Consider the following 24,396-nt stretch of genomic DNA (forward strand, 5'->3'; position numbering starts at 1 on the left):
AGAAATGGCAGAAAAAAATTCTAATGCACAACTAGCAAGACAATTCATAATAGGACTACCAAAAGAATTATCTTTAAGTGAAAATAAAAACCTAGTCGAAAGATTTATAAAAGAAAATCTAACATCACAAGGAATGATAGTAGATTATGCAATCCATGATGAGAGTCAAGATAAAAATGGAAATATCCATTGTCATATCATGACCATAATGCGACCCATAAACGAAAAAGGAGAGTTCTTAGCAAAGTCAAAAAAAGAATATATCCTAGATGAAAAAGGAGAAAAAGTATTAAACAAAAATGGAAAACCTAAAACAAGAAAAGTAGAACTAACAACCTGGAATGATAAAGGCAATGTAGAAAAATGGAGAGAAAATTTTTCAGACCTTTGCAATGAATATCTAGCAAAAAACAAGATAGAAAAAAGAGTAGACCATAGGAGTTTTAAAAGACAAAATTCAGATTATCTACCGACAATCCATTTAGGATCAGCAGCAAGTGCAATGGAAAGAAAAGGAATAGAAACTGACAAGGGAAACTATAATAGAGAAATAAGAAAATATAATAACCTTGTAAAAACAATAAAAGAAGAGATAAAAACATTAAAGGGTTGGATAGGAAATCTATTAGATAACCTATCTACTGCTTATGAAAAATTTAAGGATATAGAAAGAGATAAGGTAATAGACAACCCTAAACTTTTCAATCTAACAAATTATCTATTAACTTATTCAGAAATTCAAAAAGAAAAAACTAAATATCTAAAAGGATATGCAAAAACTAATAAAGAAAAATATGACTTCAAAAAGCTAACGAGTGCATATAGTTATTTAAGAAAAAATAATATAGAAACCATTAGTCAGTTACAAACAAAAATAGAAAGTTTAAAGTCTAATAGTTATAAGCTAAATAAAAAAGCAAAGACAATCCATAAAGAAATGGAAGATGTAGAAAAGAAAATTCTATACTATGAAATCTACAAAGCCAAAAAAGAAGTTTACGAAGAATATCAAAAGAAAAACATATTCATAAAAGACGCATTCTATAATAAACATAAGAAAGATATAGACCAATATAAGGTAGTAAGAGAGAAATTAAAAAAACTCCTATCAGATAAGGAAAAACTAAGTCCTAAAAAATGGAATGAAGAAAAAAATCTTTTAATGGCAAATCTTGAAGAAATAAATAAAGAAAAAGACAAGATAAAAGATGAATACCAGGAAATTAATCATATAAAATATTCAGTAGATTTTGTAAACAAAGAACTTGGCATAGATTTATCCATAGAAATAGATAAGCTAATAAAACAAGGTGAAAAACCAAGTGTAATAGCACAGATTAAAAAATTCCAAGACCAAGTTATTAAAGATAATGAATACAGAGAAAGTATGAAAAACAAGAAAATGGATCAAGAAAGATAAGACCTGGTAAAAATATCTTATCCAAGCTATAATATGACCAAACAACTAAAGGCAGATCTAGGAGGTAATAGAGATGAATAAAAGACAAGAGCTAATAGATGAACTCATAAAAGCAGATCAAGATGGAACATACAAAACATATAAAAGCACAGAAGAAATAAAAGCAATGAACAATGAAGAAGTGCAGATATTATATTCCAACATGAAAAACTATCTATCAGACAAAAGGACACACATAAACTACTAAAGGTGGAAAAGCATTGTAAGCTATTTTAAAGTATAAAAGGTACAAATACCTAAGAAAGCTATATAAACATCAAAATAAGGCATTCCACCACCAAGAAAAATAAAATAAAAACAATCAAAGGGAAGTATAGAAAAATTAAAGCCTATACTTCCCTTTTTTTAATTCAAACAAAGGAGATAAAACATGATAAACGAAGAAATAAGCAAAGAAGCAGGGCAAGCAGCACAAACCATAATATCATACACAATAAAGGCAGCAAAAGAATCAATCAACTTAGACAAAGAAATAAGAAAAAAGATGAATGATACAATATAGTAGACTATATAAAATAGAAGATGAGGTTAGAAAATACGTGGATGTATTATTATGATTAATATCGAGAGTATAAAGGGCAAGATAAGAAGTATGGCAGAGAAGAAAAATAGTATAAACATGTGATGCTATAATATTTGTATTAGCATTATTGGGTATAATTTAATATATCCTTGTACAATTTAAATGAAAGGTGGTAGAAATATGGATATAATGAAATCTTTTAACTTAGCAATAGACTATATTGAAGATAACTTAACTGATGAACTTGATGAAAAAGAAATAACACGGATAACAGGATATTCATTTCCAATGTTTTCAAGAATATTTTCAATCATATCAGGATATTCATTATCTGAATATATAAGGTTAAGAAAGATGACAAATGCTGCAATTGATTTAAAAAATTCAGATAAAAGAATTATAGACATCGCAATAAAATATGGTTATAATTCTCAAGATTCTTTTGCCTTAGCTTTTAAAAATTTTCATAAGCTAACTCCAGGACAAGTAAAAAGAGGACAAAAGTATCAATATTTCCCAAGAATCTACTTTTCAATTTCAGTTCAAGGAGGAAATCAAATGGATATTAAGATTGAGAAAAAGAAAGCGTTTAAAGTAGCTGGTATTAAATCAGATGTAACTAAAAGTTCAAATTTCCCAAAAGTTTGGGATAGACTGGTTGAAAAAGTACCAAGAGAAAAATTTGAAGAGTTTGGTAATGGTCAAATCTTTGGCGTAGGATATGACTATATAATGGATGAAGAAAATTCATTTATATACTTAGCTGGTTTTGATTTGACGGATGAGGTAAAAGCTGAGGAATTAGGTTTAGATATACTCAGCATTCCTGAAAAAGAGTATGCTATTGTAAGCTTAGAAGGTCCTATACCAAAGTGCATTCACGAAGGATGGAAGTATATTATTTCATATTTCTTCCCAAAAGAAGGATATAGACATGATGAAAGTCCCGATTTTGAAGTATATGGAGATGGAGATCCTAATTCAGAAGATTATAAAATGGAATTATGGGTTCCTATAGTAAAAGAATAATTTAAATTTGTGTAACGGCATCTATCAAAATGGTAGGTGCTTTTTTGATTGCTATTAGTAAAAATAGGAATAAGTAAAAGTCCTATGAAACTTGACCTAACAATGGGAGAAGCAACAATACCAAGGAAAATAGAATACATCTATCCATGTATCTTTAGCAAAGAAGCTATAAAAACATCAAAATAAAGCATTCCACCACCGAGAAAAATAAAATAAAAACAATCAAAGGGAAGTATAGAAAAATTAAAGCCTATACTTCCCTTTTTTTAATTCAAACAAAGGAGATAAAACATGATAAACGAAGAAATAAGCAAAGAAGCAGGTCAAGCAGCACAAACCATAATATCATACACAATAAAGGCAGCAAAAGAATCAATCAATTTAGAAAAAGAAATACGAAAAAAGATGAATGATACTTTAGAAAAAACAAACGGAAACTTAAAAAGTCTTATGGGAGATGAAATGAAAATAAAAGACCTCTACAAAAAAGGACAACTAGAAAATATAAGCATAGATCAGAGCAATCTAAAAGACTTAAAAAAAGAACTAAAGAAACTTGGAGTAAGTTTCTCAGTAATGAAAAACACAGAAAGCAAAAACTATGAAATATTCTTCCAAGCCAAAGACATAAAAGTAATGGAATATACCTTTAAGCAAGTCGTAGCCAAAGAAAATAAAAAAGAAAAAGAAAGTATCCTAAAACAAATAAAGAAATACAAAGACCTATCCAAGAACAAGGATAAGACAAAAGAAAAAGTCAAAAGAAAAGTAAAAGAAAAAGTAAAACCAAATAAAAAAGATATGACCAGAGAAATATAAGGGAGTAACGAAAAGTTACACCCTTAAATAACCATAATAACAAGACTTCCGAAAAGCAGAAGTCCAGAATTCCGAAAATCGGAAATCAAGAATTTCGATTATCGAAAATCAAGAAAGGAGCAGATATGGCAACAAACAAAAAATATTATTGAATAAAATTAAAAGAAGAATTTTTCACAGACAAAATAAACAGAGGACATTGTCCTTAATGAGTCCAACCCATGTCCGACAAGAGATAGAGAAAGATATAGAGATAGATAAAGAGAGAGAGAGATAGAAAAGATTTAACATTTTTGGTATAATCACATTAATTAAACTAAATGTGTAGTGATAAAATGAGCTTGTTTACCGTAAGCTGATTGTGATAAAAAGATTAAAACTCCCACCATTGGTGCAAGAAATAGAATAAAATAAAGAAAATCAGATTGGAGTGATGAGAATGGATAAAAAAGATGTAGCTATTATAGGAGATAGTGAATATATAAAAATGCTTGAGAAAATAAAAAAATCATATACGAGCAGGCAACTTAAAGCAGCAGTTTCGGTCAATTCTGAAATGCTAAAGTTTTATTATAGTTTAGGAGAAGAAATTATTAGCTTAAAGGCAGAAAGCAGATGGGGTAGCGGATTCTATAAAAAATTAAGTTCGGATTTAAAAAATGAAATTCCCAATGTTAAAGGATTTTCTGTTACTAATTTAAAATATATGAAAAAATTTTATGAAATGTATTCGCCATTAAATCGTCCACAAGCTGTGGACGATTTACAAATATCTAAAGTCGGCGGAGATTTTAATATGATTTTTAGTATCCCATGGGGACATCAAAGATATATTATGGATAGATGTGAGGGAAATTTGAATAAAGCATTTTTCTTTATATCTAAAACATTAGAAAATAGCTGGAGTAGAGCTGTGCTTTTAAATTTCTTGGATACAGATCTATTTGAAAGACAAGGAAAAGCAATAACAAATTTCACAAATAATTTGCCTGCTACACAAAGTGATTTAGCCAATGAAATGACAAGAGATCCGTATAATTTTGACTTTATATCTATAAGGCAAAATTATGATGAAAAAGAATTGAAAGACGCTTTGATGGATAATATTCAAAAATTCTTATTGGAGCTAGGGACAGGTTTTTCGTTCGTGGGCAGAGAATATAGACTTGTCGTTGGAAATTCAGAAGAATTTATTGATATGTTATTCTACAACATTAAGCTTCATTGCTATGTAGTTGTGGAGGTTAAAATTTCCGCATTTAAACCTGCGGATATAGGACAACTTGGAACCTATGTAACATCTGTAAACCATATATTAAAGGGAGATGGGGATAATCAAACAATAGGTCTTTTAATCTGTAAGACAAAGGATAATGTATTGGCAAAATATGCTTCTGAAAGCTCAAGAGAGCCTATTGGAATTTCAGAATATCATCTACAAAACTTAATTCCTGAAAGTTTAAAGGGAGCATTACCAACCATAGAAGAAATTGAAAACGAACTAAAATAAATTTTAAAAACATAATAAATGTACACAAGGCGGTAGAAGTAAAACCTATCGTCTTTTTTATTTGAAGAAAGGTAGGAGAGCATGGCAGATAAAAGAATGTTTTCACTAAAGATAGTGGATAGCGACTTATTTTTAGATATGCCACTAAGTAGTCAATGCCTATATTTTCATCTATCAATGAGGGCAGATGATGATGGTTTTGTAAATAATCCTAAGAAAATCATCAAGATTATCGGAGCAAATGAAGATGACCTAAAAATACTTATTGCCAAAGGCTTTGTAATAGTCTTTGATCAGGGAATTATCGTCATTACTCATTGGAAGATAAATAACTTTATTAGAAAAGACAGATATAAGCCAACAATGTATATCGATCAGAAACAACAGCTTTATCAAACGGAAAACGGAGCATATATTTCAGAAGAAAAAGTTGGTTGTCATCTGGTTAACCAAAGGTTGTCAAGTGGTCAACCCAGTATAGGTAAGGGTAGATTAGATAAGGTTAGTATAGATAAGGGGAGAGAAGAACAGTCCACCCCCATTTTTTATGGAGAATATCAAAATGTTCGATTAACTGAAGAAGAATATAAAAAACTTAAAGAAAAACTAAACTCACACACAGGCATAATGATAAATAAACTATCAAGATACATGAAAAGCAGTGGCAAGACCTATCAAAACCACTATGCAACAATCTTAAAATGGTATGAAGAAGATAAAGACAAACTAAGACATCAAGGAGGAAATAAAAAAATGAACTATGACGTAGGAGAATCTTTATAGGTAAAAAGAGGTGGAAAGGCATTATTAAAGACTTTAAGTCTAAAAAGGTATAAAAGTATGCCAGAGATAATAAAAATGTAAATATGACACCTAAAAGGCGATTAGAAAATTTAAGAAATGTTAGAAGACTTTTAGATGATAGTTAACAAGAGGGTCTAATTTTCACTGCTACTTATGCAGTGGGAATTGGACCTTTTTATATAAGCAAATTCTATTTCAAAATTGGTTACCAAGAAAGACTTCTTTTCACTGTTAAGTATAAGAGAGTAATTTATAGAATTTTGTTTCGTCAAGATAAATATTTTCTGAGGATCAAATTTTAAAAAGATTAATAGCTCTCGATAAATTTTGAACCTTAACAATTGAATAGACCAAGACAAGACGTTAATTATTTTTGGAGCGTAATAACCTATCCGCCAAGATCTTTCGGCTGAATAATTCTGCAAAAAAAGTTCTGCTAAGCAAAAAGAAAGAGAGCGATAAGTAAGAGTTTGAATATAGGGAGGGATACCCTATCCGCTATGAAGAAAATGAGGATAATGATACTTCTAAGGTTGAAGCCGGCTCATCCGGAATAGAGGCGGAGGTGAGATTCCTATGTTGCTAATCCAAAGCACTTGTCAATGTCGTAAAACTTAATTAAACAAATAATTATTAGATATAAAACTTTAGAGGAGGTATATATTGGACAATGACTGGAATGGATTGGCTGATTTAATAGCAAATCTGATTGCAAAATATGCTGGTGCTTTAGATTTAGATAATCTGCCCGATCCAACGCCAGCAAAAAATCAAGAGATGAAAAATAGTTTTGACATGGCAAAAACACAAATTGAGACGGACTAATAAAAGTGTTATAATATACTTGAAATGATAGTCCAAACTCAAATCCAAAAAATTATATATGATATAGAAAAATTATATTGAGGTTAATGCTATGTCAAAAGAAAAAATAAAAGTATACCTCTATACACGAGTATCTACGTCAATACAGATAGAGGGGTATTCGTTAGAGGCACAAAAATCACGAATGAAAGCTTTTGCTATTTACAACGATTATGAAATTGTTGGAGAGTATGAAGATGCCGGAAAGTCAGGAAAGTCTATTGAAGGTAGAATACAGTTCAATCGAATGATGGAAGATATAAAATCTGGAAAAGATGGAGTATCTTTTGTTCTTGTGTTTAAGTTATCAAGATTTGCAAGAAATGCCGCTGATGTTCTTTCTACACTTCAGATAATGCAGGATTATGGAGTTAATCTTATCTGCGTTGAAGATGGCATTGATTCATCTAAAGATGCTGGGAAACTAATGATTTCTGTTTTATCAGCTGTGGCTGAAATAGAAAGAGAAAACATTCGTATTCAAACAATGGAAGGTCGCATTCAAAAAGCAAGGGAAGGAAAATGGAATGGTGGTTTTGCTCCGTATGGATATAAACTTGAAGACGGCAAGCTGTTTATAAATGAGGAAGAGGCAGTTGCCATAAGAACGATTTTCGACCAGTACGTAGATACTACGATAGGAGCCAATGGGCTATCTAAATACTTAGAGAATCATGGAATTAGAAAAATCCCAAGACAGAATGGTAAGAATCCTTTGTTTGATGCAGGTCTTATAAGAAAGATATTAAAGAATCCTGTATATAATGGAAAAATAGCATTTGGAAGAAGAACTTTAGAAAAAGTTCATGGCACAAGAAATGAATATAAGCAGGTTGAACAAGATGAATATCTAATATCTGAAGGGATACACGAAGCTATAGTTTCCGATGAAGTTTGGCAAGCTGCTCAGGTTAAGCTAAAATCTCAAGCAAAGAAATATGAGCATGTGAATAAAGGAAAAGATACACGCACGCACTTGCTTTCTGGAATTGTAAAATGCCCTATATGTGGAGCGGGAATGTTTGGAAACAAGTGTACCAAGAAAAAGAAAGATGGCACAAAGTATAAAGATTTTTATTACTATGGTTGTAAACATAGGCAGATGATAAGAGGTCATAAGTGTACATTCAGTAAGCAAATTAGAGAAGAATTGTTAGATGATGCTATTGCAGAGGTGATTGTCAAGATTGTAAGTAATCCTAAATTTGCTTCTATGATGCAAGAAAAAATCAACATGAAGGTGGATACCTCTGAAATAGAAAAAGAAATAGATAATTACCAAGAGGAATTGAGGAAGAGTCATTCTACAAAGTTTAAGCTAATTGAGGAAATAGATAATTTAGATGTTGAAGATAAGCATTATAAGAGAAGGAAACAGGATTTAGATGATAGACTATATCGTATGTATGATAAGATTGAAGACTTAGAATCATTGTTAATTGATGCGAAAGCAAAGAAACAGACTATTGAAGCTGAAAAACTCACAGGAGATAACATATATAAGGTTCTGATCTATTTTGATAAACTCTATAAAGTCATGAATGATGTAGAGCGTAGACAGTTAATTACAGCTTTGATTTCTGAAATTCAAGTTTATGAAGAAAAACAACCTAACGGACAATGGCTAAAATCAATTACTTTCAAGCTCCCAATTATAGACGATGATTTGAATATAAGTTTGGATAATGATGAACAAGTTGAAGCTATAGCGTTGATACAAAAGATGTAAACTTAGAAATCCTGCATTTCAAGCAGTTTTATAAGCATTTTGTCTTTGATAAAGATGAAGAAGGATACGTCAAAAGGACTCAAAAAAACTACATGGATGTAAGAGTAGTTTTGAGACTAGTATGAGGAAACACAAAAAATATAATTAACCCATTTTGTACTTTCTACAAGAGTAGCTTAAATAAGGCTGCTCTTTTTTTTCTAGGAAGTGAGTATGTATAAATTTTAAATATAACTAATAAAACAAAATTGGATTCCCGATAAGCAGAAGTTCAGACTTCCGAAAATCGGAATTCAAGAACTCCGAATAACAGATTTCTAGAAATCCGAAAATCGGAGAGTAACTATAATAATATTAGTAATATTGAGTTAAGAAATAATGATTTTAAAAAGGGAGTAATGATTCGTTACATCCTTTTTCAAAAAATGGAAAACTCATAAGCCAACTTTACATATTCGCTTTTATAACATATAATAAAAGCGTAGATGAGAGGAGGCGGACTATGAATACACTTAAAGAATATATACAAGAAAATTTAGTAATAACTAACAAAGAAGCAGAAGAACTTGGATATACTAGGCATAATCTATCAGAATTAACAAAAATCGGACAATTAGAAAGATTAAGACCAGGACTATATCAATTAAAAGGAAAAGTAATAGACGATTTTGTTTTAATATCATCAAATAGTAATCGAATTATATTTTCCCATCAAACAGCCCTATACCTCCATGACCTATCAGATAGGACTCCAAATGTATTTCATATATCTGTACCCCAAGGCTACAATGCAAGCCATATTAAAAAAAGATATGAGGATCTACAAGTTCACTATGTAAAAAAAGATTTATACGAACTAGGAAAGACAGAAATAAAATCACCACAAGGCAATCATATCTCAGTTTACGATATAGATCGAACAATTTGCGACATCATAATCGACAGAGAAAAAATAGATAAACAAATTTTTACAGAAGCCATAAAAAGATACTTTAAATCACAAAATAAAAATCTAAGACGACTCATAAAATACAGTAGACTATTTAAAATAGAAGATGAAATTAGAAAATATATGGAGGTATTATCGTGATTAATATCGAGAGTATAAAGGGAAAGATAAGAAGTTTAGCAGAGAAGAAAAATCTGAAGTCGCAAGAAGTTCTGCAAATATATTTCTTCGAAAGATTTTTAGAAAGGCTATCCAAATCAAATTACAAAAATAATTTTGTCATAAAAGGAGGATTCCTAATATCTTCCTTAATTGGAATTGAAAATAGAACAACTATGGATATGGACACAACCATTAAAGGCATAGCTCTAAAAGAAGAAAAAATAAAAGAAATAGTTCAAGAAATTATTAATATCAATGCAGATGATGGAATAAAATTTGAAATAAAAGACATCTCTTATATTAGAGAAGAAGACGAGTACGAGAACTTTAGAATTTCACTAATAGCAAATGTTGGAAAAACTAAAAACCCAATGAAACTTGACCTAACAACAGGAGATGCAATAACACCAAGGGAAATAGAATACATCTACCCTTGTATCTTTAGCAAAGAAGATATAAAAATAATGGCATATCCATTAGAAACAATTTTAGCAGAAAAATATGAAACCATAATCAGAAGAAATATAACAACAACACGAATGAGAGACTTTTACGACCTCTACACCCTCTACAAACTAAAAAAAGACCAGATAGATTATGAAATTTTAAAAGAAGCAATAGAGAGAACCTCAAAGAAAAGAGGAAGCCGGGAGATAATGCAAGACTATAAGGAAATAATTGAGGACATAAAAGAAGATTCATACCTAAGATCCTTATGGGAAGTATATCTCAGTGAAAATAAGTATATTGGAGATTTGACCTTTGATAGGGTTGTTGATGTGGTAATAATTTTATCAAATAGGATTAATGAGATGTAATATTCCAGACACTGTCTGGGAAATCATAGACAAGAAATATTAAAGACTAAAGAAGTGGAATTAATCTAATTCTTTTTTACCTTTTGATCAGAGTATTTAAAACTAAAAAATTGTATGTCAATTGTTCAGCCTAAGTAGATAATAAAAAAGTGTAAACAATAAGGAAGTAGTATGGAAGTATTAAGAGCTCGCAGTTTATATGATTATATTAAAATTCTTAAAGAAAAAAATTTATTGGATGCATATTTTAGGGGAGAATCTAGGAAATATACAAATATTGCAGCATCATGTTATAGAGATAATTTTAATGACTCAGATAGATCTATAATTGATGAGATGATATATGAATATTTCTATGAGGTTAGTGCACAATTAAGTGATATTGAAAAGTCAAATTTTATATCATATTCACAACACCATGGATTGCCTACAAATTTAATAGATATTACAAGTTCAGCTTTAGTAGCTTTATACTTTTCATGTTGTGATAACTTTGAATACACAGGATATATCCATGTATTTAGGAAAAATAATTTCATAAAATTTAGTGATGAAATTTCAGGAAGAAAAATATAATACTTTTATAATGATTTAATCGAACAAAATGAAACAAAAGTTATGTTTTATAATAAATTATTAGAATTTTATAAGAATAATAGAAAAGGATTCATAATTTCATTATCTAATAATTTAAATATGATCAAAGTTTTATTGAAAAAAAGTAAACACAATTTACAAACGCATGAAATAATAAAAGCTGTAGATTGGTATGATATGGGAATTAAAGAAGGATACATTATGGATAGGCCAAATGAATTAAATCAAAGGCTACTTCAAGTATTTCTTAAAAACAAAAATGAAGAGTTGGATATGTGGAGGGATATTTTTTTCCAATTATCAAAATTAACAAATTATTCATTTGAACTAAAAATACAGAAATTAGAAGATTATGTAATAATATATTTAACAACTTTTACATATTTGTTAATTAAAAAGTATGGTAATAATATTTATGAAGTACCTGATTTTCCAATGATATTATATTACCCTAATATTAATTTTGATAGAATGACATTGCAATCTGGTAGATTTATTTATCAAAATATTTTATATTCACCATTTAATATTTTGAATAAACAAGAAAAGAGAGACTATATACAGAAAATAGTTCCTGATATTTCCATAGAAATTGAAAATAAAATAGAAATTGTAAAAGATTTAGATTTATTAGGGATAAATAGAAAAAAATTATTTAACGATCCTGATAACATAGCTAAATATGTGTATAAAAAGAGTAAAGTGAGAAAATCAAAATATGAATTACTAGAAGATTTTTATATAGAAGAGGTATAAGAAATTATCCTTTTATATAAATTCTACATTAAACAAAGAAGATATTTAAAATTGAATCAATGTTGGAGTCAAATACCATACTATAGAAAACTTTAAAGTAAGTAATTTTCAATTATTTTAAAAGATGACGATGGGAATTTATATCAATTGTTAATCATATTGCGATAAGATTAAAGATTTAGAAAACCAAAATAGAGAGATTTTGTAACAATAGTCGGAAAGTAAAAACAAGCATTGATAATAACGGAAAGGAACATAAGAATGTTCGTATCTTGTCTTCTAAGCTCTTAAAAGCAAAAGAACAAGTAAGGAAGTCAAGGCAAGGATAAAAAGTCCATATTAGTGCAAATAAAAAGCTTTAAGACAGATGACAAAACTAAGTCAAATAAGAAAGAATATAGCAAAGGTGCAGAGAGGTAAATAAAGGCAGTCTTCGGACTGCCTTTATTTTTTGCTCAATTTAACGCAGTAAATCATATAATTGAAAGGAATCTGTGTTATATGCTATAATTAAATAGTTAATCTATACTTTTAGAAAGGTAAAATATAGAATTGGAGAATGATATGGGATTTTCATATAATAAATTATGGAAGTTATTAATATATAAAAATATGAAAAAAACAGACTTACAATGTGCAATTTCAACAACTCCCAAGATAATAGCAAAAATGGGAAGAGACGAAAATGTAAGTTTGGAACCATTATGAAAGATTTGTGAGTATTTTAAATGTGATATTGGAGATATTATTGAATACATAAGAAAGGACGAAGAATAATCAAATGAGAACTATTGGTGTTAAGAATTTAATTTTATAATCCATAATAGAATTAATTAAACAAAATATAATAGATTTTAAGAGTATATTAGATGTATTTGACTGTTCGTGAGTTGTATATTGAGAATTTAAAAATCTTGGATATAATATCAACTCTAATGATTTGATGTATTTTTCTTCTGTTCTGTTAATAGGGACAAAGGGGATAAATTCAAGTAAGTGATGTAGCTATAAATAGAGAAAACTCTATTATACTTTGCAGAAGAATTAAATGTAGGTAGATTATACTATGTTGATTGATTTAAGATTCTGATAATAATGATGTATATGTAGTAAATATTATGGATCATAACAATCTTAAAATTGCTTCTGAAGATAGCAATTATTATATAATTTAATAAATGGAGGGCATAGTGAAAGTCAATGAATTTAAGGATGTATTTTCTGAAGAGTCATATATGGATTCGGATAAATTAGATGAACTGATAAGAGGCAAAAGTATTAATTTTTTAATAGGTGCTGGAGCAAGTGTACCTATTTATCCCACATTAAGCTTTGGTGAAGGCTATCCGAGCTTTGAAGACATAGTAAGTAACTCGATGTTATATCAGGACTCAAAAACTTTTATGTATATTTTTTATTTTATGAAATGGATAAAACAAATGGGTATCAATTCAGAAGAATTTGTTAAATTATATTCTAATCATGAAGTTTTTATTAATTATAAAAAATTAGTAAAATGTATTTATGAATTTTTACAAACTGAAAGCAATGAGGTACCAAAGAGGGTTAATATATTTACCACTAATTATGATTTGCTTTTTGAAAGAGCTTTTGATGAGTTTTTATTCAATAATCCATTGATATACTTCAATGATGGTTCGAGAGGTTTTTTTAATAAGAGTATTAATAATAAGAACTTTTATTTAAATGTAACACATAGTGGTTATAATGATAACTATAGACGTGAGGTTCCAACTATTAATTTATTCAAGCTGCATGGATCTTTATCCTGGAAATTAGAGGATAATAGAATTCTAGTAAATGAAAACAACTATTTAATAGATGATATAAAGCAAATTATTGATAATTTGAACTTAGATACTATAAAAATAGAAAATATTTTTAATGAATGTATTTCTACTGATACATTTGAATTTATTCAAAAATTAAACATGAAAATAAAAGCGGAAAATATGAGAAGGGACTTATTAGATAATTTCTTTTACCAATATTCTAAACTTCCTATAATAAATCCAAATAAATATAAGTTTTTTAAGACTGTTTCAGAACAACATTACTATCAATTAATAAGATCTTTTAGTTATGAATTAGAGCGTAAGCAAGCTATACTAATTGTATTTGGATTTTCATTTGCAGATGAACATATTAAAGATATATTTGAAAGGTCTTTATTAAATCCAGAATTGCAGGTAATCCTAATTTCATATTCCAAGAGTGGTCAAAAGTATTTAAAAAGTATATTTGGTGGCTATAAAAATATTATTTTTTTACCAGAGAAATTTGAGAACAATAATGGAGATTTTAAGTATTTACTTTCATTGTTAGGAGAAATTAATTGAAAAATAAGTATGTTATTGGATATGTTATATCAGTGGATGGTATGAAAATAAATATTTTGATGGAGAATAAATCTAATTTAGAAACTTTTCATTATAATGGAGTTTTTTATAATGGTGTTTCTATTGGAAGTTATATCGGAATAATAAGAGGCTCTAATAAAATTATAGCTAGAATAGAAAAGGAGTTTTTAGAAGATAAGGTTAACGATTTATCTTCACATGAATTTTCCAAAGATAGATTTGAAAGGAATATAGAGGTAAGTTTAATAGGAAATATTTATAAAGGTACTTTTGAATTTGGAATAAAGCGATTTCCTATGATTTTTAATGAAGTTGTTTTGTTATCAAAAGATGAGATTAAGATGATTCTACAAAAAGATTCATCAAATTCAAACCATAAAATTTCAATCGGTAGAAGTGTGGCGAATAACATTCCAGTTGAGTTATCGTGGGATAAGCTATTTAATACTCATATAGGTATTTTTGGAAATACAGGCAGCGGGAAGTCAAATACTTTAACAAAAATATACACTGAATTATTTAATAAAGAAGAATCTCAAATAAAATTAAACTTTAACAATAAAAGTAAATTTGTAATCTTAGATTTTAATGGAGAATATCTACAACCAGGAGTACTTCGAAACAAGAAGAAATGTTTAAGTCTATCAACTGGGAATAATAAAAGTGATAAGCTTCCATTAACTCCAAAAGTTTTTTGGGATATTGAAACATTATCAATTTTGTATTCTGCTACCGAAAAAACACAACGTCCATTTTTGGAAAGAGCCGTAAAGTATTTTGTAGACGATAGTATTTATGATATAACATCAGAAAAAATTATAAAGGGATTGAGTTCAGCTTTTTATAATATATTCAAACAAAATAACAATAAGGAGATGCTAAATCTATTTCAAAAATCCTTAGAAAGCATAAAATTTGACATACATGGGGATTATTTTGACGAAAATGGTAAGTTGATAGATATTAGCTGGTTAAGTGCATTGTGGCATTCGCAACAATCTACTTATTACAAAGATTCTGTTTATATAAATTCTGTGGAAGATCAAGAAAAGAAAGAGATGAGAAATAACTTTGAAAAAATTTTGAATCAGGGAGACTTTAAATTTAATATAGATTCTTTAACAGTTACTCAGAAATTAAAAATATCTGTTAATTCATATTTAATATATTGTTTAGCATATGGCAAGGTAAATTTTGAGCATATAAATCCATTAATACAAAGAATTGAAGCAAGGTCTAATTTTATTGAAAAAACTATAGTATTAACACATGATTTAAATGAATGGGAAGTTTTAAATGTAGTATCTTTTAGGAAATGTAATTCGGAAGCAAAGAAGATGATTCCTCTTTTGATTGCTAAACAATTGTATGATGAACATAAAGATAAAATATCTAATGAATCAGAGATTACCTCAACTATTCATCTAATAATTGATGAGGCTCATAATATTTTATCGTCACAATCTAACAGAGAAGAGGAATCTTGGAAGGATTATAGACTTGAAGTTTTTGAAGAAATTATTAAAGAAGGAAGAAAATTTGGGTTTTTTCTAACTTTATCTAGTCAACGACCATATGATATTTCTCCAACTATAATTTCACAACTTCACAATTATTTTATACATAGACTAGTAAATGATCAAGATTTGAGGATGATTTCAAATACAATAAATTCTTTGGATTCTATTTCTAGAAATCAAATACCTACCCTTGCTCCAGGCCAATGTATTATTACCGGAACTAGTTTTGAAATGCCTCTACTTATTCAAGTTTCAAAATTATCTAGAGAAAAGTCTCCGTCTAGTGAAAATGCAAATTTAGTAGAATTATGGCTAGATAAGTGCTAAAATTAATTCTAACTCTCTTATTTTTTATAATGATTTCATAGTATTTCCTATACTGAATAAGTCGTAACATTGTTCTTTATTTAAAGAATACTCTTGCATAAGGGTGTTCTTTTTTTCTTGCAGTTCGTCGAGTTTTATTAATATTTCTTTTGTGCTTGGTAGTTTTTATAGCGTTCTAATATTTTTAGATGCTATCTTTTATAGTAAATCGGACTATATTTGTTCTGAAAACTTTTAACTATCACAAATTTTATTGTAATATTTATAGTTTTATCTATACTTTTTTTAACTTAAATAGAATTATTTATTCTTATCATTTAAAAATATTGATTATTAGTTTTTATTTCTAAAATATATTTCGGGGTCTTAGGGATCTCCCTAACAAGGTAAAAATTAAAAAAATGGAGCATTCCGTAAAGGGCTGCTCCATTAATTTTTTCGTAAGTGTCCGTACACTTACTGTGCTTGCTATTAAAGTTATAAGCGTTAAGCTTGTTATTTAATTACTGCCATTATACCATAAAATTGAAATGTTTGTATCTAATAGAAAAACTTAAAATATAGATGTACGATTAATATGCTATAGTGTATTTTTAGTATAAAAACTAATTTTTGGGTATAATTTAATTGATTATTATGATGCATTAGGAGGTAGAGTTTTGGAATTAAATCATGAAGATATTATAGAAGATGTCCTTGAAGGATATGTTTTTTCTGAAAAAAAGGTTACTGATGAATGTAAAATTTATACAATTGAAAATTCTACTGGCTGTGGCGAAATGCGTTGCTACAATTTATTTGAAGGCGTTCAGTTATCTTATAATAACCTTAATATGGAGACGGCATATCAAAAAATAAATCCTAAAAGCGGGGTTTTAGAAATAGATCATTGCTTAGAGGGATGTTATGAGTTTAAACTTGAAAATAATGAACGCGCTCTGATAGGTAAAGGCGATCTAAGTGTAATCGAAATAGGCAAAGTTCCTTTTGAAGATTCGTGCATACCAACAAAAAAATATGTGGGACTTTCAATATTTATTGATATTGAAAAGGCACAAAATTCTATTGATAAATACTTTCCGTATGCAAAAATTGATTTGTTAGAAATAAAAGATCGTTTATGTAAAAATGGTGCAGCTTTAATTATTCATTCACGTCATGAGATAGACCATGTTATTAGTGAACTTTATAGAGTAGATTCTAGAATAAGACTTTCTTATTCAATTATAAAAACAATAGAGTTGTTATTATTTTTAAATTTAGTTGAAAGTTCAGATACTTTTAAGTTAACATCTTTTTCAGAACCAGTATATAAAGCAACTGTAGAATCATATAAGATGATTCTAAATAATCCTTTTGAAAGATATTCTATTTCTGATTTATCAAAAAAATATGCTATTTCAGAATCCAGTTTGAAGAGATGTTTCATATACATAACTGGAAGCTCAATAGGTAATTTTATTAGGGAAAATTGTTTAGAAGCCGCTGCTAAATTATTAATTCATAAACCCTTAATGTCAATAGGAGAGATTTCTGATTTGTCAGGATATTTGAACCCTAGTAAATTTTCTGAGTCATTCAAAAAACATTTTGGGCAAACTCCTCAAGAATATAGAAAAAAATCCATCTGACCTTTTTAGAGCAAATAAAGAGCTGTCAGGTTATAAAGAAAATATCCATCTTACTTTATAATAAAGTTGAGATGGATATTTTTTTGTAAATATTCTCTATACACATTCTATGTACATTTTATTAATTAACGGAGGTGTTTTATGAACAATAAAAAAATGACTACAAAAGATGTAGTAACAGTAGCTATTATGATTGCTTTATTTTATGCAATATCTATTGTTATTGGAATGAGTATGGTTGCTGTTCCGGTTGTATATATTTATGGTACTGCTGGAATTGAAATGTTTATAGGAGCTATTTTCTACTTGGTAGCAGCTAACAGACTTAATAAACATGGGCTATTATTTATATGGATATTAATTTATGGCATTATCACAGCAGCTATGGGTTATGTGTTTATGTTTCCATATTTTATTGGACTTGCTATTTTGTGTGAAATAGTAATGATAGGCAAAGACACTTATATAAATCCAATAAGAAATATGATTGGCTGGAGTGTTTATGGTGCTGGTATGTTCATGGGAATAGGAGTTCCATGTTGGATAGCTTGGGAATCTTATCAAAAGCAAGCTTTAGAGAGTGGGTTTGCAGATAAGACATTAACATTGCAATATAATTTGGTATCTTCACCAAAACTACTATTATTAGGTGTAACAATAACCGTTATATTATCTGCTTTAGGTGTTTTGTTTGCACAAAAAATTCTTAAAAAGCACTTTAAAAAGGCGGGTATTTTAGAGTAAATGGAGATATATGGGAAATGAAAATAGAAAAAATAAGTGGAATAACTTGTCTTTTTTTAACTATTATTTCCTGTATGGTGTCAATATTTACAAAAAGTTACTATATGCATGCTCTGTTTGTAGGATGGCTTTGTATGCTTTTAGCATATTTTGGTTTTATCAAACAGAGCATAATTTATTTTATGATATATAGTTTTACTACATTTTGGTTATTAAAAATGATACCTAGTGGTGTAGTTATAATTTCACCAATGCTTTTGGGAATGTTGTATAAATTCATAGTTCCAATCATGGCAGGATTTTTAACTTTTAAGATACCATCAGGAAAATTAATTTCAATATTTCACAAATTAATGTTGCCACAAAATTTTATACTTATATTAACGGTAATTATTCGATTTGTACCAACAATTGCTGGGGAATTTAGAACAATAAAAGAAGCTATGAAAGTAAGGGGATTTACAGGTAACTTTTTTCATATTTTATCAAATCCTTTGAGGACTCTTGAATATGCTATAGTTCCTTTAATTTTTCGTTCTATAAAAGTAGGAGATGAATTATCAGCAGCAGCGATTGTTAGAGGAATTGAAAACCCAATAAAAAGGGATTCATATTATAGTAACAAGTTGTGTAAATTAGACATAATTATAATAACTGCAAGCTTTGTTTTATTTATATTATGTCTTATATGAGAGGTGCATCATTGAATAATAAAGTTGAAATTAGGAAATTATCTTTTTCGTATAATAGCAATAAAGATGAACAGTTGAAAGATATAAATTTAGACATTAAAGATGGTGAATGTTGTGTAATTATAGGGGAGTCGGGATGTGGCAAGTCTACTTTGACAAGAGTTATAAATGGCTTGATTCCAAATTTTTACGAAGGAAATTTAGATGGAGAAGTATTTATTGACGGAAAATCCATCAGAACTTTAAGATCCTGGGAAATAGCAAAACTAGTCGGTAATGTATTTCAAGATCCTAGAAGCCAATTTTTTGGCAATGAAGTTAATGGAGAGATTGCATTTGGACCAGAAAATTTAGGATATAAGCGTGATGAAATAATAAGAAGAGTAAATGAATCAAGTAAGAAAATGAATGTTGATAAATTGCTAAATAATAGGATATACAATTTATCCTATGGAATTAGGCAAAAAGTAGCAATTTGTTCAGCAAGAGCCATTGAACCATCTATTTATGTATTTGATGAACCATCTGCAAATCTTGATTTACAATCAATATATAAATTTTCAAAACTTGTAATGGACTTAAAAAATGAAGGGAAAACTATAGTAATTGTCGAACATAGGTTATTTTATTTAAAAGGAATAGCAGATAGGTATTTATTAATACAAAATGGATCTTTAACAAATAGTTATAAAGCAGAAGAATTTGAAAAAATCAGTTCAAAAGACTTAAATGCATTGGGCTTACGCTCAATAAATCTTAATGATATTGTTGTAGATGACCACAAAGTTAAAGAAAAAGAAATTAGTAGTGACAATTCTTTTGATTTTGAGGTGAAAAATATTAGTAAAAAATATAAAAATAATTTCGTACTAAAAGATGTGTCACTTAAATTTGATAGCAATGAGACTATTGCTTTAGAAGGAATAAATGGAACAGGTAAAAGTACACTCGGTAAAATTTATTCTGGGATTCAAAATCAGACTGATGGAGAAATAAAGATAAATGGACTCAAAGCTAATAAAAAGATGAGGTTAAGCAAAGTGTGGTATATTCCTCAAGATTTAGACTCTCAATTATTTGGGGAAGATTTGATGGATGAATTATTAACTGGGTTAAAAAATAGAGAAGATTATATCACGAAAGCAGAGGAACTTTTAAAAAAAGTTGGATTATTTGATATAAGAGATAAGCATCCAGCAACTTTATCAGGTGGTCAAAAACAGAGATTGGTTCTATGCGTAGCTATGTTGAGAGAAACACCTTTTATTATATTGGATGAGCCGACATCAGGGCTTGATTTCAGGAGTATGGATAAGGTGGGGAGATTAATCAAAGAGGAACAAAAAAAAGGAACAAAATTTTTGATAATTTCTCATGATATTGAATTTATAGCAAAGACGTGTGATAGACTTGTAAAACTAGAGAATGGGATAATAACAGAAGATTTTTATATTGATAATATAGGACAGCTGTTAAGAGCTATGGAGGCTAAATAATTTAGGAGGTGCGTAATGGAAGTTTTAAAAAAGCATATAGGACAAATTTTATCATCAGTTATTATTGCAGTAATTGGTGTTTTTTGTAGTGTTGTACCATATTTTGCTTTAGCTAAGATTACTCAAAATATAGCAATTAGTAATACAGATTTAGAATTCTATATAAGACCAATTTTGCTTATTTTAGGTGGGTTAATAGGAAGTGTTATTTTTCATGAGATTTCAACTTTAATTTCTCATAATTTAGCATTTCGCATAATAGAGGATGAGAGGAAGAAACTTGTAAGAAAAATTAATAGATTATCAATGGGAGAGATTGAAAAACGATCTAGTGGAGAATGGACTCAGTTTATGGTAGAAACTTTGAATAAAATTGAGCAACCGATAGCTCATGTTATTCCTGAAGTAATAGCTAATCTTATCATTCCAATCGCTTTATTAGTTATTATTTTTATAATGGATTGGAGGATTGGAATTGCAAATCTTATTACATTACCACTAGGGGTGTTATTTTCAATTCTAATGATGGGTGGATATGAAGAAAAATCACGAAATTATCAAGAAGCCGCAAAAAACATGAATACAACAGCTGTTGAATATATTAGAGGTATTCAAGTTATAAAGGCATTCAATAAATCTGCATCATCATATGGAAAATTTGTAGATGCTGTAAATAGTAATAGAGACAGTATGCTAAATTGGTATTTAAGTGTTTGTTTCTATATGACAGCAGCAATGGAAGTTTTACCATCAACTTTATTATTTGTTTTACCAACTTCTTTATACTTGTATATGAATGGAAGTATTGAAGTAGGCAATCTAATAATGTGTGTTTTATTATCTTATGCCTGCTACAAACCTTTGATTAAAGCTATGAGTCATATGGATACTATGGCGAATGTAAGAGTTGTAATAGATGAAATAAAAAATGTTATGGAGTTACCAGAGTTAGAACGAGGTAATGGAGAGGAAAAAATAAGATCATACGATATTAATTTTGAAAATGTATGTTTTGCCTATAATGATAAGAAAAAAGTTTTTGATAACTTATCCTTTAGTGCAAAAGAAAATAAACTTACAGCTATTGTTGGTTATTCTGGCGGTGGAAAATCCACTATTGCTAAGCTAATTGCGGGATATTGGAACATTAATAAAGGAAAAATATCCGTAGGAAATGTAAATCTTAAAGATGTTTCTCTTGAAAAGAACATGGAACTTGTAACCTATGTATCACAAGAAAATTATCTATTTAGAAAAAGTATTATAGATAATATGAGAATGGCAAATCAAAATGCTAGTATTGAAGAGATAAAAGACGCTTGTAAAAAAGCTTCTTGTCATGACTTTATTATGAGTCTTCCTAATGGATATGAAACCATAATTGGAGAATCTGGGAGCAACTTGTCTGGAGGAGAGAGACAAAGACTTACAATAGCAAGAGCTTTGCTTAAAGATAGCCCAATAGTTTTATTAGACGAAGCTACAGCATATTCTGATCCAGATAATGAAGCTGAAATTCAAAAATCTATAGATGCATTAGTTGAAAATAAAACGGTTATTATGATTGCTCATAGGCTTTCTACAATAATAGGAGCCGATAAGATCATAGTATTAAACAATGGGGAAATTGAAGCAGAAGGAACTCATAAAGAACTTCTTGGAAAAAGTGAAACATATGCAAAAATGTGGAAATCACACATAAGTTTATCAAACGATAGGGGTGAGTAAATGAAAGAATTAATTCACAAGTTATATTGGGTCGCTGGAAAAGAATCTTCCAAAATTAGCAAGATGTTTTTCTTTGAAGTATTAAAAAGTATATTTGAAGGAATATCCCTTGGAGCTACAATGTTGCTTTTACTTAAAATATTTCAAAATATATTTGAAGGAAGAAATATTACACAAGAAGACATCTATGTCGTATTTGCAATAGCTCTACTAAGTGTAGTAGGGAAAATATTATCTAGTTATATGGCTGATAGAAATAAATACATCGCAACTTACAATATGGGAGCAGAAAATAGGCTATATATAGGTGATCAGCTAAAAAAAGTGAATATGGGATATTTTAGCAGTAATCGCCTTGGAAACATTTCAGGCGGATTAACCACAGTTATAGGTGAACTTGAAACCGTAGGAGTTAATATAATAGAAACTTTATTTGTGGGAGTAATTCAAACTATAATAATGGCGATATTTATGATTCCGTTTGATATAGTAACAGGTTCTATAATTTTAGGAACTTTATTCTTAGGAATGTTATGCAATGTTATCTTTCAAAAGAAATCAGATGAGTTGACTAAAAAATTACAAGCGTTAAAAATAAATCTAAACGCATCTACTTTAGAGTATGTTAAAGGTATTAGCGTCATTAAGTCGTTTGGAAAAAGTGGTGAAATGACTAAAGAATTGGACAGAGAGATTTATAAAAATAGAAGAGGCTTTATAAATGTTGAAAAAACTGTAGCACCTGCTGCTTTGATATTTCTAATTATATTTAAATTAGGGATTTGTCTTATTATATTTTCAGCTATTTATAGATTTTGTATAGGAGAAATTGATCATTATAAATCTGTAATGCTTGTAGTGTCTAGTTTTATTGTTTTTTCTGGTTTTGAAATGGCTGGAAGTATGCAAAACGTTAGAGGAATAGCTATACAAAACTTGGATTCAATTGCTAAACTTAGGAATTTACCAACAATTTCAGAAGGCACAAGAACAAGCTTTGAAAAAGGAGATATAAATCTAAAGGACGTTGACTTCTCATATGACGAACAGAATTTATTTAACCGTTTAAATTTAGATATTCCAAAAGGTAAGACTACAGCAATTGTAGGTGGTTCTGGAAGTGGAAAAACAACACTTTGTAATTTGATAGCTAGATTTTGGGATGTAGATTCTGGAGAAATATTGATTGATGATAATAACATAAAAGATTTTAGGTATGACAATCTGTTATCTAATTTCACTTTTGTTTTTCAAGACGTCTATTTATTTGATGACACTATAAAAAACAACATTAAGTTCGGAAATCCAGAAGCTAGTGATGAGGAAGTTATTAATGTTGCTAAGCAAGCACAGTGTCATGAATTTATTATGAAGTTGTCAGATGGTTATGACACAGTTTTACAAGAGGGTGGTTCAAATTTATCTGGAGGAGAGCGTCAGAGAATATCTATAGCAAGAGCTATGCTAAAACCAAGCAGAATTGTTATTCTTGACGAAGCTACTTCAAGTGTAGATCCAGAAAATGAACAACAACTTATAACTGCTTTAAACAATTTGTTAAAAGATAAAACTGTAATTGTGATTGCACATAAACTTGAAACTATTAAAAATGCTGATCAAATTGTTGTTATGGATAAAGGAAATATTGAAAGTATTGGTAAACATAAAGAGCTTATGGAAAAATCACACATATACAAGAGTTTTATTGAGAAAAGAGAAAAAGCTACTGGTTGGAAAATTGAATAAAATTTAATAGAGGATGATTTTATGAAACAAGATATGAAAGAACAATTATTAACAAAAAGACCCATAGATTTACTTTTTCAATTATCTATCC

Annotated in this window: 21 protein-coding genes and 4 pseudogenes; 24 read left to right on the top strand and 1 reads right to left on the bottom strand. The window is 28.8% G+C overall.

Annotated features, from left to right (window positions below):
* The 18 genes and pseudogenes from WMO19_RS08315 to WMO19_RS08400 form a co-directional block, all read left to right on the top strand.
* Nucleotides 1-1,420: MobA/MobL family protein (locus WMO19_RS08315; protein WP_349171326.1), on the top strand; the 1,420-nt coding region annotated here is incomplete at its 5' end.
* Between the two features lie 73 nt (nucleotides 1,421-1,493).
* On the top strand, nucleotides 1,494-1,667 hold the full coding sequence (locus WMO19_RS08320; RefSeq protein ID WP_180339346.1) for a hypothetical protein: 174 nt from the start codon (nucleotides 1,494-1,496) through the stop codon (nucleotides 1,665-1,667).
* A 183-nt stretch (nucleotides 1,668-1,850) separates the two neighbouring features.
* Nucleotides 1,851-1,979: pseudogene (locus WMO19_RS08325) on the top strand (PcfB family protein); the annotation flags it as partial.
* 204 nt (nucleotides 1,980-2,183) lie between these two features.
* A complete protein-coding gene (locus tag WMO19_RS08330) occupies nucleotides 2,184-3,032 on the top strand; it encodes an AraC family transcriptional regulator (RefSeq protein WP_349171368.1) in 849 nt (282 codons plus the stop codon).
* Nucleotides 3,033-3,080: 48 nt separating this feature from the next.
* Complete coding sequence (locus WMO19_RS08335; protein ID WP_349171328.1) at nucleotides 3,081-3,218, top strand: hypothetical protein; 138 nt, start codon at nucleotides 3,081-3,083, stop codon at nucleotides 3,216-3,218.
* Between the two features lie 105 nt (nucleotides 3,219-3,323).
* Nucleotides 3,324-3,851 (top strand): DUF3801 domain-containing protein, encoded by a 528-nt coding sequence (locus WMO19_RS08340; protein WP_349171330.1) that lies wholly within the window; start codon nucleotides 3,324-3,326, stop codon nucleotides 3,849-3,851.
* A 439-nt stretch (nucleotides 3,852-4,290) separates the two neighbouring features.
* Nucleotides 4,291-5,361, top strand: a complete 1,071-nt coding sequence (locus WMO19_RS08345) for a PDDEXK nuclease domain-containing protein (protein ID WP_349171332.1) — start codon at nucleotides 4,291-4,293, stop codon at nucleotides 5,359-5,361.
* Nucleotides 5,362-5,442: 81 nt separating this feature from the next.
* A complete protein-coding gene (locus WMO19_RS08350) occupies nucleotides 5,443-6,144 on the top strand; it encodes a replisome organizer (protein ID WP_349171334.1) in 702 nt (233 codons plus the stop codon).
* A 684-nt stretch (nucleotides 6,145-6,828) separates the two neighbouring features.
* The gene (locus WMO19_RS08355; RefSeq protein ID WP_000368174.1) at nucleotides 6,829-6,990 is read left to right on the top strand and encodes a hypothetical protein; all 162 of its coding nucleotides are present in this window, start codon (nucleotides 6,829-6,831) and stop codon (nucleotides 6,988-6,990) included.
* A 91-nt stretch (nucleotides 6,991-7,081) separates the two neighbouring features.
* On the top strand, nucleotides 7,082-8,758 hold the full coding sequence (locus WMO19_RS08360) for a recombinase family protein (protein ID WP_349171349.1): 1,677 nt from the start codon (nucleotides 7,082-7,084) through the stop codon (nucleotides 8,756-8,758).
* A gap of 272 nt (nucleotides 8,759-9,030) precedes the next feature.
* Nucleotides 9,031-9,153 (top strand): annotated as a pseudogene (locus tag WMO19_RS08365) (replication initiator protein A); the annotation flags it as partial.
* Nucleotides 9,154-9,260: 107 nt separating this feature from the next.
* Entirely contained in the window at nucleotides 9,261-9,848 is a 588-nt protein-coding gene (locus WMO19_RS08370) for a type IV toxin-antitoxin system AbiEi family antitoxin domain-containing protein (protein WP_349171351.1), read from the top strand.
* Nucleotides 9,845-10,687, top strand: coding sequence for a nucleotidyl transferase AbiEii/AbiGii toxin family protein (locus WMO19_RS08375; RefSeq protein WP_349171353.1), 843 nt, complete (start codon nucleotides 9,845-9,847; stop codon nucleotides 10,685-10,687). Before WMO19_RS08370 ends, WMO19_RS08375 begins: the two co-directional genes overlap by 4 nt.
* 171 nt (nucleotides 10,688-10,858) lie before the next feature.
* Nucleotides 10,859-11,263 (top strand): FRG domain-containing protein, encoded by a 405-nt coding sequence (locus WMO19_RS08380; protein ID WP_349171354.1) that lies wholly within the window; start codon nucleotides 10,859-10,861, stop codon nucleotides 11,261-11,263.
* Nucleotides 11,264-11,305: 42 nt separating this feature from the next.
* Nucleotides 11,306-12,040: a hypothetical protein gene (locus WMO19_RS08385; RefSeq protein ID WP_349171356.1), complete on the top strand. Its 735-nt coding sequence runs from the start codon at nucleotides 11,306-11,308 to the stop codon at nucleotides 12,038-12,040.
* A 564-nt stretch (nucleotides 12,041-12,604) separates the two neighbouring features.
* Nucleotides 12,605-12,817, top strand: a pseudogene (locus WMO19_RS08390) (helix-turn-helix domain-containing protein).
* Between the two features lie 413 nt (nucleotides 12,818-13,230).
* On the top strand, nucleotides 13,231-14,400 hold the full coding sequence (locus WMO19_RS08395) for an SIR2 family protein (protein WP_349171358.1): 1,170 nt from the start codon (nucleotides 13,231-13,233) through the stop codon (nucleotides 14,398-14,400).
* Nucleotides 14,397-16,268, top strand: coding sequence for an ATP-binding protein (locus WMO19_RS08400; protein WP_349171360.1), 1,872 nt, complete (start codon nucleotides 14,397-14,399; stop codon nucleotides 16,266-16,268). Before WMO19_RS08395 ends, WMO19_RS08400 begins: the two co-directional genes overlap by 4 nt.
* Here WMO19_RS08400 and WMO19_RS09945 read toward each other — a convergent pair.
* Nucleotides 16,222-16,433: pseudogene (locus WMO19_RS09945) on the bottom strand (hypothetical protein); the annotation flags it as partial. The gene WMO19_RS08400 and the pseudogene WMO19_RS09945 overlap by 47 nt on opposite strands.
* Nucleotides 16,434-16,927: 494 nt before the next feature.
* Between WMO19_RS09945 and WMO19_RS08405 the strand changes: the two are divergent.
* The 6 genes from WMO19_RS08405 (at nucleotide 16,928) to WMO19_RS08430 (ending at nucleotide 24,305) form a co-directional block, all read left to right on the top strand.
* Nucleotides 16,928-17,899 (top strand): helix-turn-helix domain-containing protein, encoded by a 972-nt coding sequence (locus tag WMO19_RS08405; protein ID WP_349171362.1) that lies wholly within the window; start codon nucleotides 16,928-16,930, stop codon nucleotides 17,897-17,899.
* 141 nt (nucleotides 17,900-18,040) lie between these two features.
* The gene (locus WMO19_RS08410) at nucleotides 18,041-18,643 is read left to right on the top strand and encodes an MptD family putative ECF transporter S component (protein ID WP_349171364.1); all 603 of its coding nucleotides are present in this window, start codon (nucleotides 18,041-18,043) and stop codon (nucleotides 18,641-18,643) included.
* A 17-nt stretch (nucleotides 18,644-18,660) separates the two neighbouring features.
* Nucleotides 18,661-19,335 carry an energy-coupling factor transporter transmembrane component T family protein gene (locus WMO19_RS08415; protein WP_349171365.1) on the top strand — a complete coding sequence of 225 codons (675 nt, stop codon included), beginning with the start codon at nucleotides 18,661-18,663 and terminating at the stop codon, nucleotides 19,333-19,335.
* Nucleotides 19,323-20,831 (top strand): ABC transporter ATP-binding protein, encoded by a 1,509-nt coding sequence (locus tag WMO19_RS08420; RefSeq protein WP_349171366.1) that lies wholly within the window; start codon nucleotides 19,323-19,325, stop codon nucleotides 20,829-20,831. The genes WMO19_RS08415 and WMO19_RS08420 overlap by 13 nt, the downstream gene beginning before the upstream one ends.
* A gap of 15 nt (nucleotides 20,832-20,846) precedes the next feature.
* Nucleotides 20,847-22,559 carry an ABC transporter ATP-binding protein gene (locus WMO19_RS08425; protein WP_349171367.1) on the top strand — a complete coding sequence of 571 codons (1,713 nt, stop codon included), beginning with the start codon at nucleotides 20,847-20,849 and terminating at the stop codon, nucleotides 22,557-22,559.
* Nucleotides 22,560-24,305 carry an ABC transporter ATP-binding protein gene (locus tag WMO19_RS08430; protein WP_144398857.1) on the top strand — a complete coding sequence of 582 codons (1,746 nt, stop codon included), beginning with the start codon at nucleotides 22,560-22,562 and terminating at the stop codon, nucleotides 24,303-24,305.
* Nucleotides 24,306-24,396: the final 91 nt, after the last annotated feature.

The organism is Peptoniphilus hominis (ex Hitch et al. 2025) (assembly GCF_040096015.1).
Lineage (GTDB): Bacteria > Bacillota > Clostridia > Tissierellales > Peptoniphilaceae > Peptoniphilus_A > Peptoniphilus_A hominis.

Excerpts from the sequence above, each read along its gene's own strand:
- WMO19_RS08380 (WP_349171354.1), top strand. The coding sequence starts at position 10,859 with ATGGAAGTATTAAGAGCTCGCAGTTTATATGATTATATTAAAATTCTT.
- WMO19_RS08330 (WP_349171368.1), top strand. The coding sequence starts at position 2,184 with ATGGATATAATGAAATCTTTTAACTTAGCAATAGACTATATTGAAGAT.
- WMO19_RS08385 (WP_349171356.1), top strand. The coding sequence starts at position 11,306 with ATGTTTTATAATAAATTATTAGAATTTTATAAGAATAATAGAAAAGGA.
- WMO19_RS08430 (WP_144398857.1), top strand. The coding sequence starts at position 22,560 with ATGAAAGAATTAATTCACAAGTTATATTGGGTCGCTGGAAAAGAATCT.
- WMO19_RS08350 (WP_349171334.1), top strand. The coding sequence starts at position 5,443 with ATGGCAGATAAAAGAATGTTTTCACTAAAGATAGTGGATAGCGACTTA.
- WMO19_RS08340 (WP_349171330.1), top strand. The coding sequence starts at position 3,324 with ATGATAAACGAAGAAATAAGCAAAGAAGCAGGTCAAGCAGCACAAACC.
- WMO19_RS08360 (WP_349171349.1), top strand. The coding sequence starts at position 7,082 with ATGTCAAAAGAAAAAATAAAAGTATACCTCTATACACGAGTATCTACG.
- WMO19_RS08425 (WP_349171367.1), top strand. The coding sequence starts at position 20,847 with ATGGAAGTTTTAAAAAAGCATATAGGACAAATTTTATCATCAGTTATT.
- WMO19_RS08370 (WP_349171351.1), top strand. The coding sequence starts at position 9,261 with ATGAATACACTTAAAGAATATATACAAGAAAATTTAGTAATAACTAAC.
- WMO19_RS08420 (WP_349171366.1), top strand. The coding sequence starts at position 19,323 with ATGTCTTATATGAGAGGTGCATCATTGAATAATAAAGTTGAAATTAGG.
- WMO19_RS08345 (WP_349171332.1), top strand. The coding sequence starts at position 4,291 with ATGGATAAAAAAGATGTAGCTATTATAGGAGATAGTGAATATATAAAA.
- WMO19_RS08415 (WP_349171365.1), top strand. The coding sequence starts at position 18,661 with ATGAAAATAGAAAAAATAAGTGGAATAACTTGTCTTTTTTTAACTATT.
- WMO19_RS08410 (WP_349171364.1), top strand. The coding sequence starts at position 18,041 with ATGAACAATAAAAAAATGACTACAAAAGATGTAGTAACAGTAGCTATT.
- WMO19_RS08320 (WP_180339346.1), top strand. The coding sequence starts at position 1,494 with ATGAATAAAAGACAAGAGCTAATAGATGAACTCATAAAAGCAGATCAA.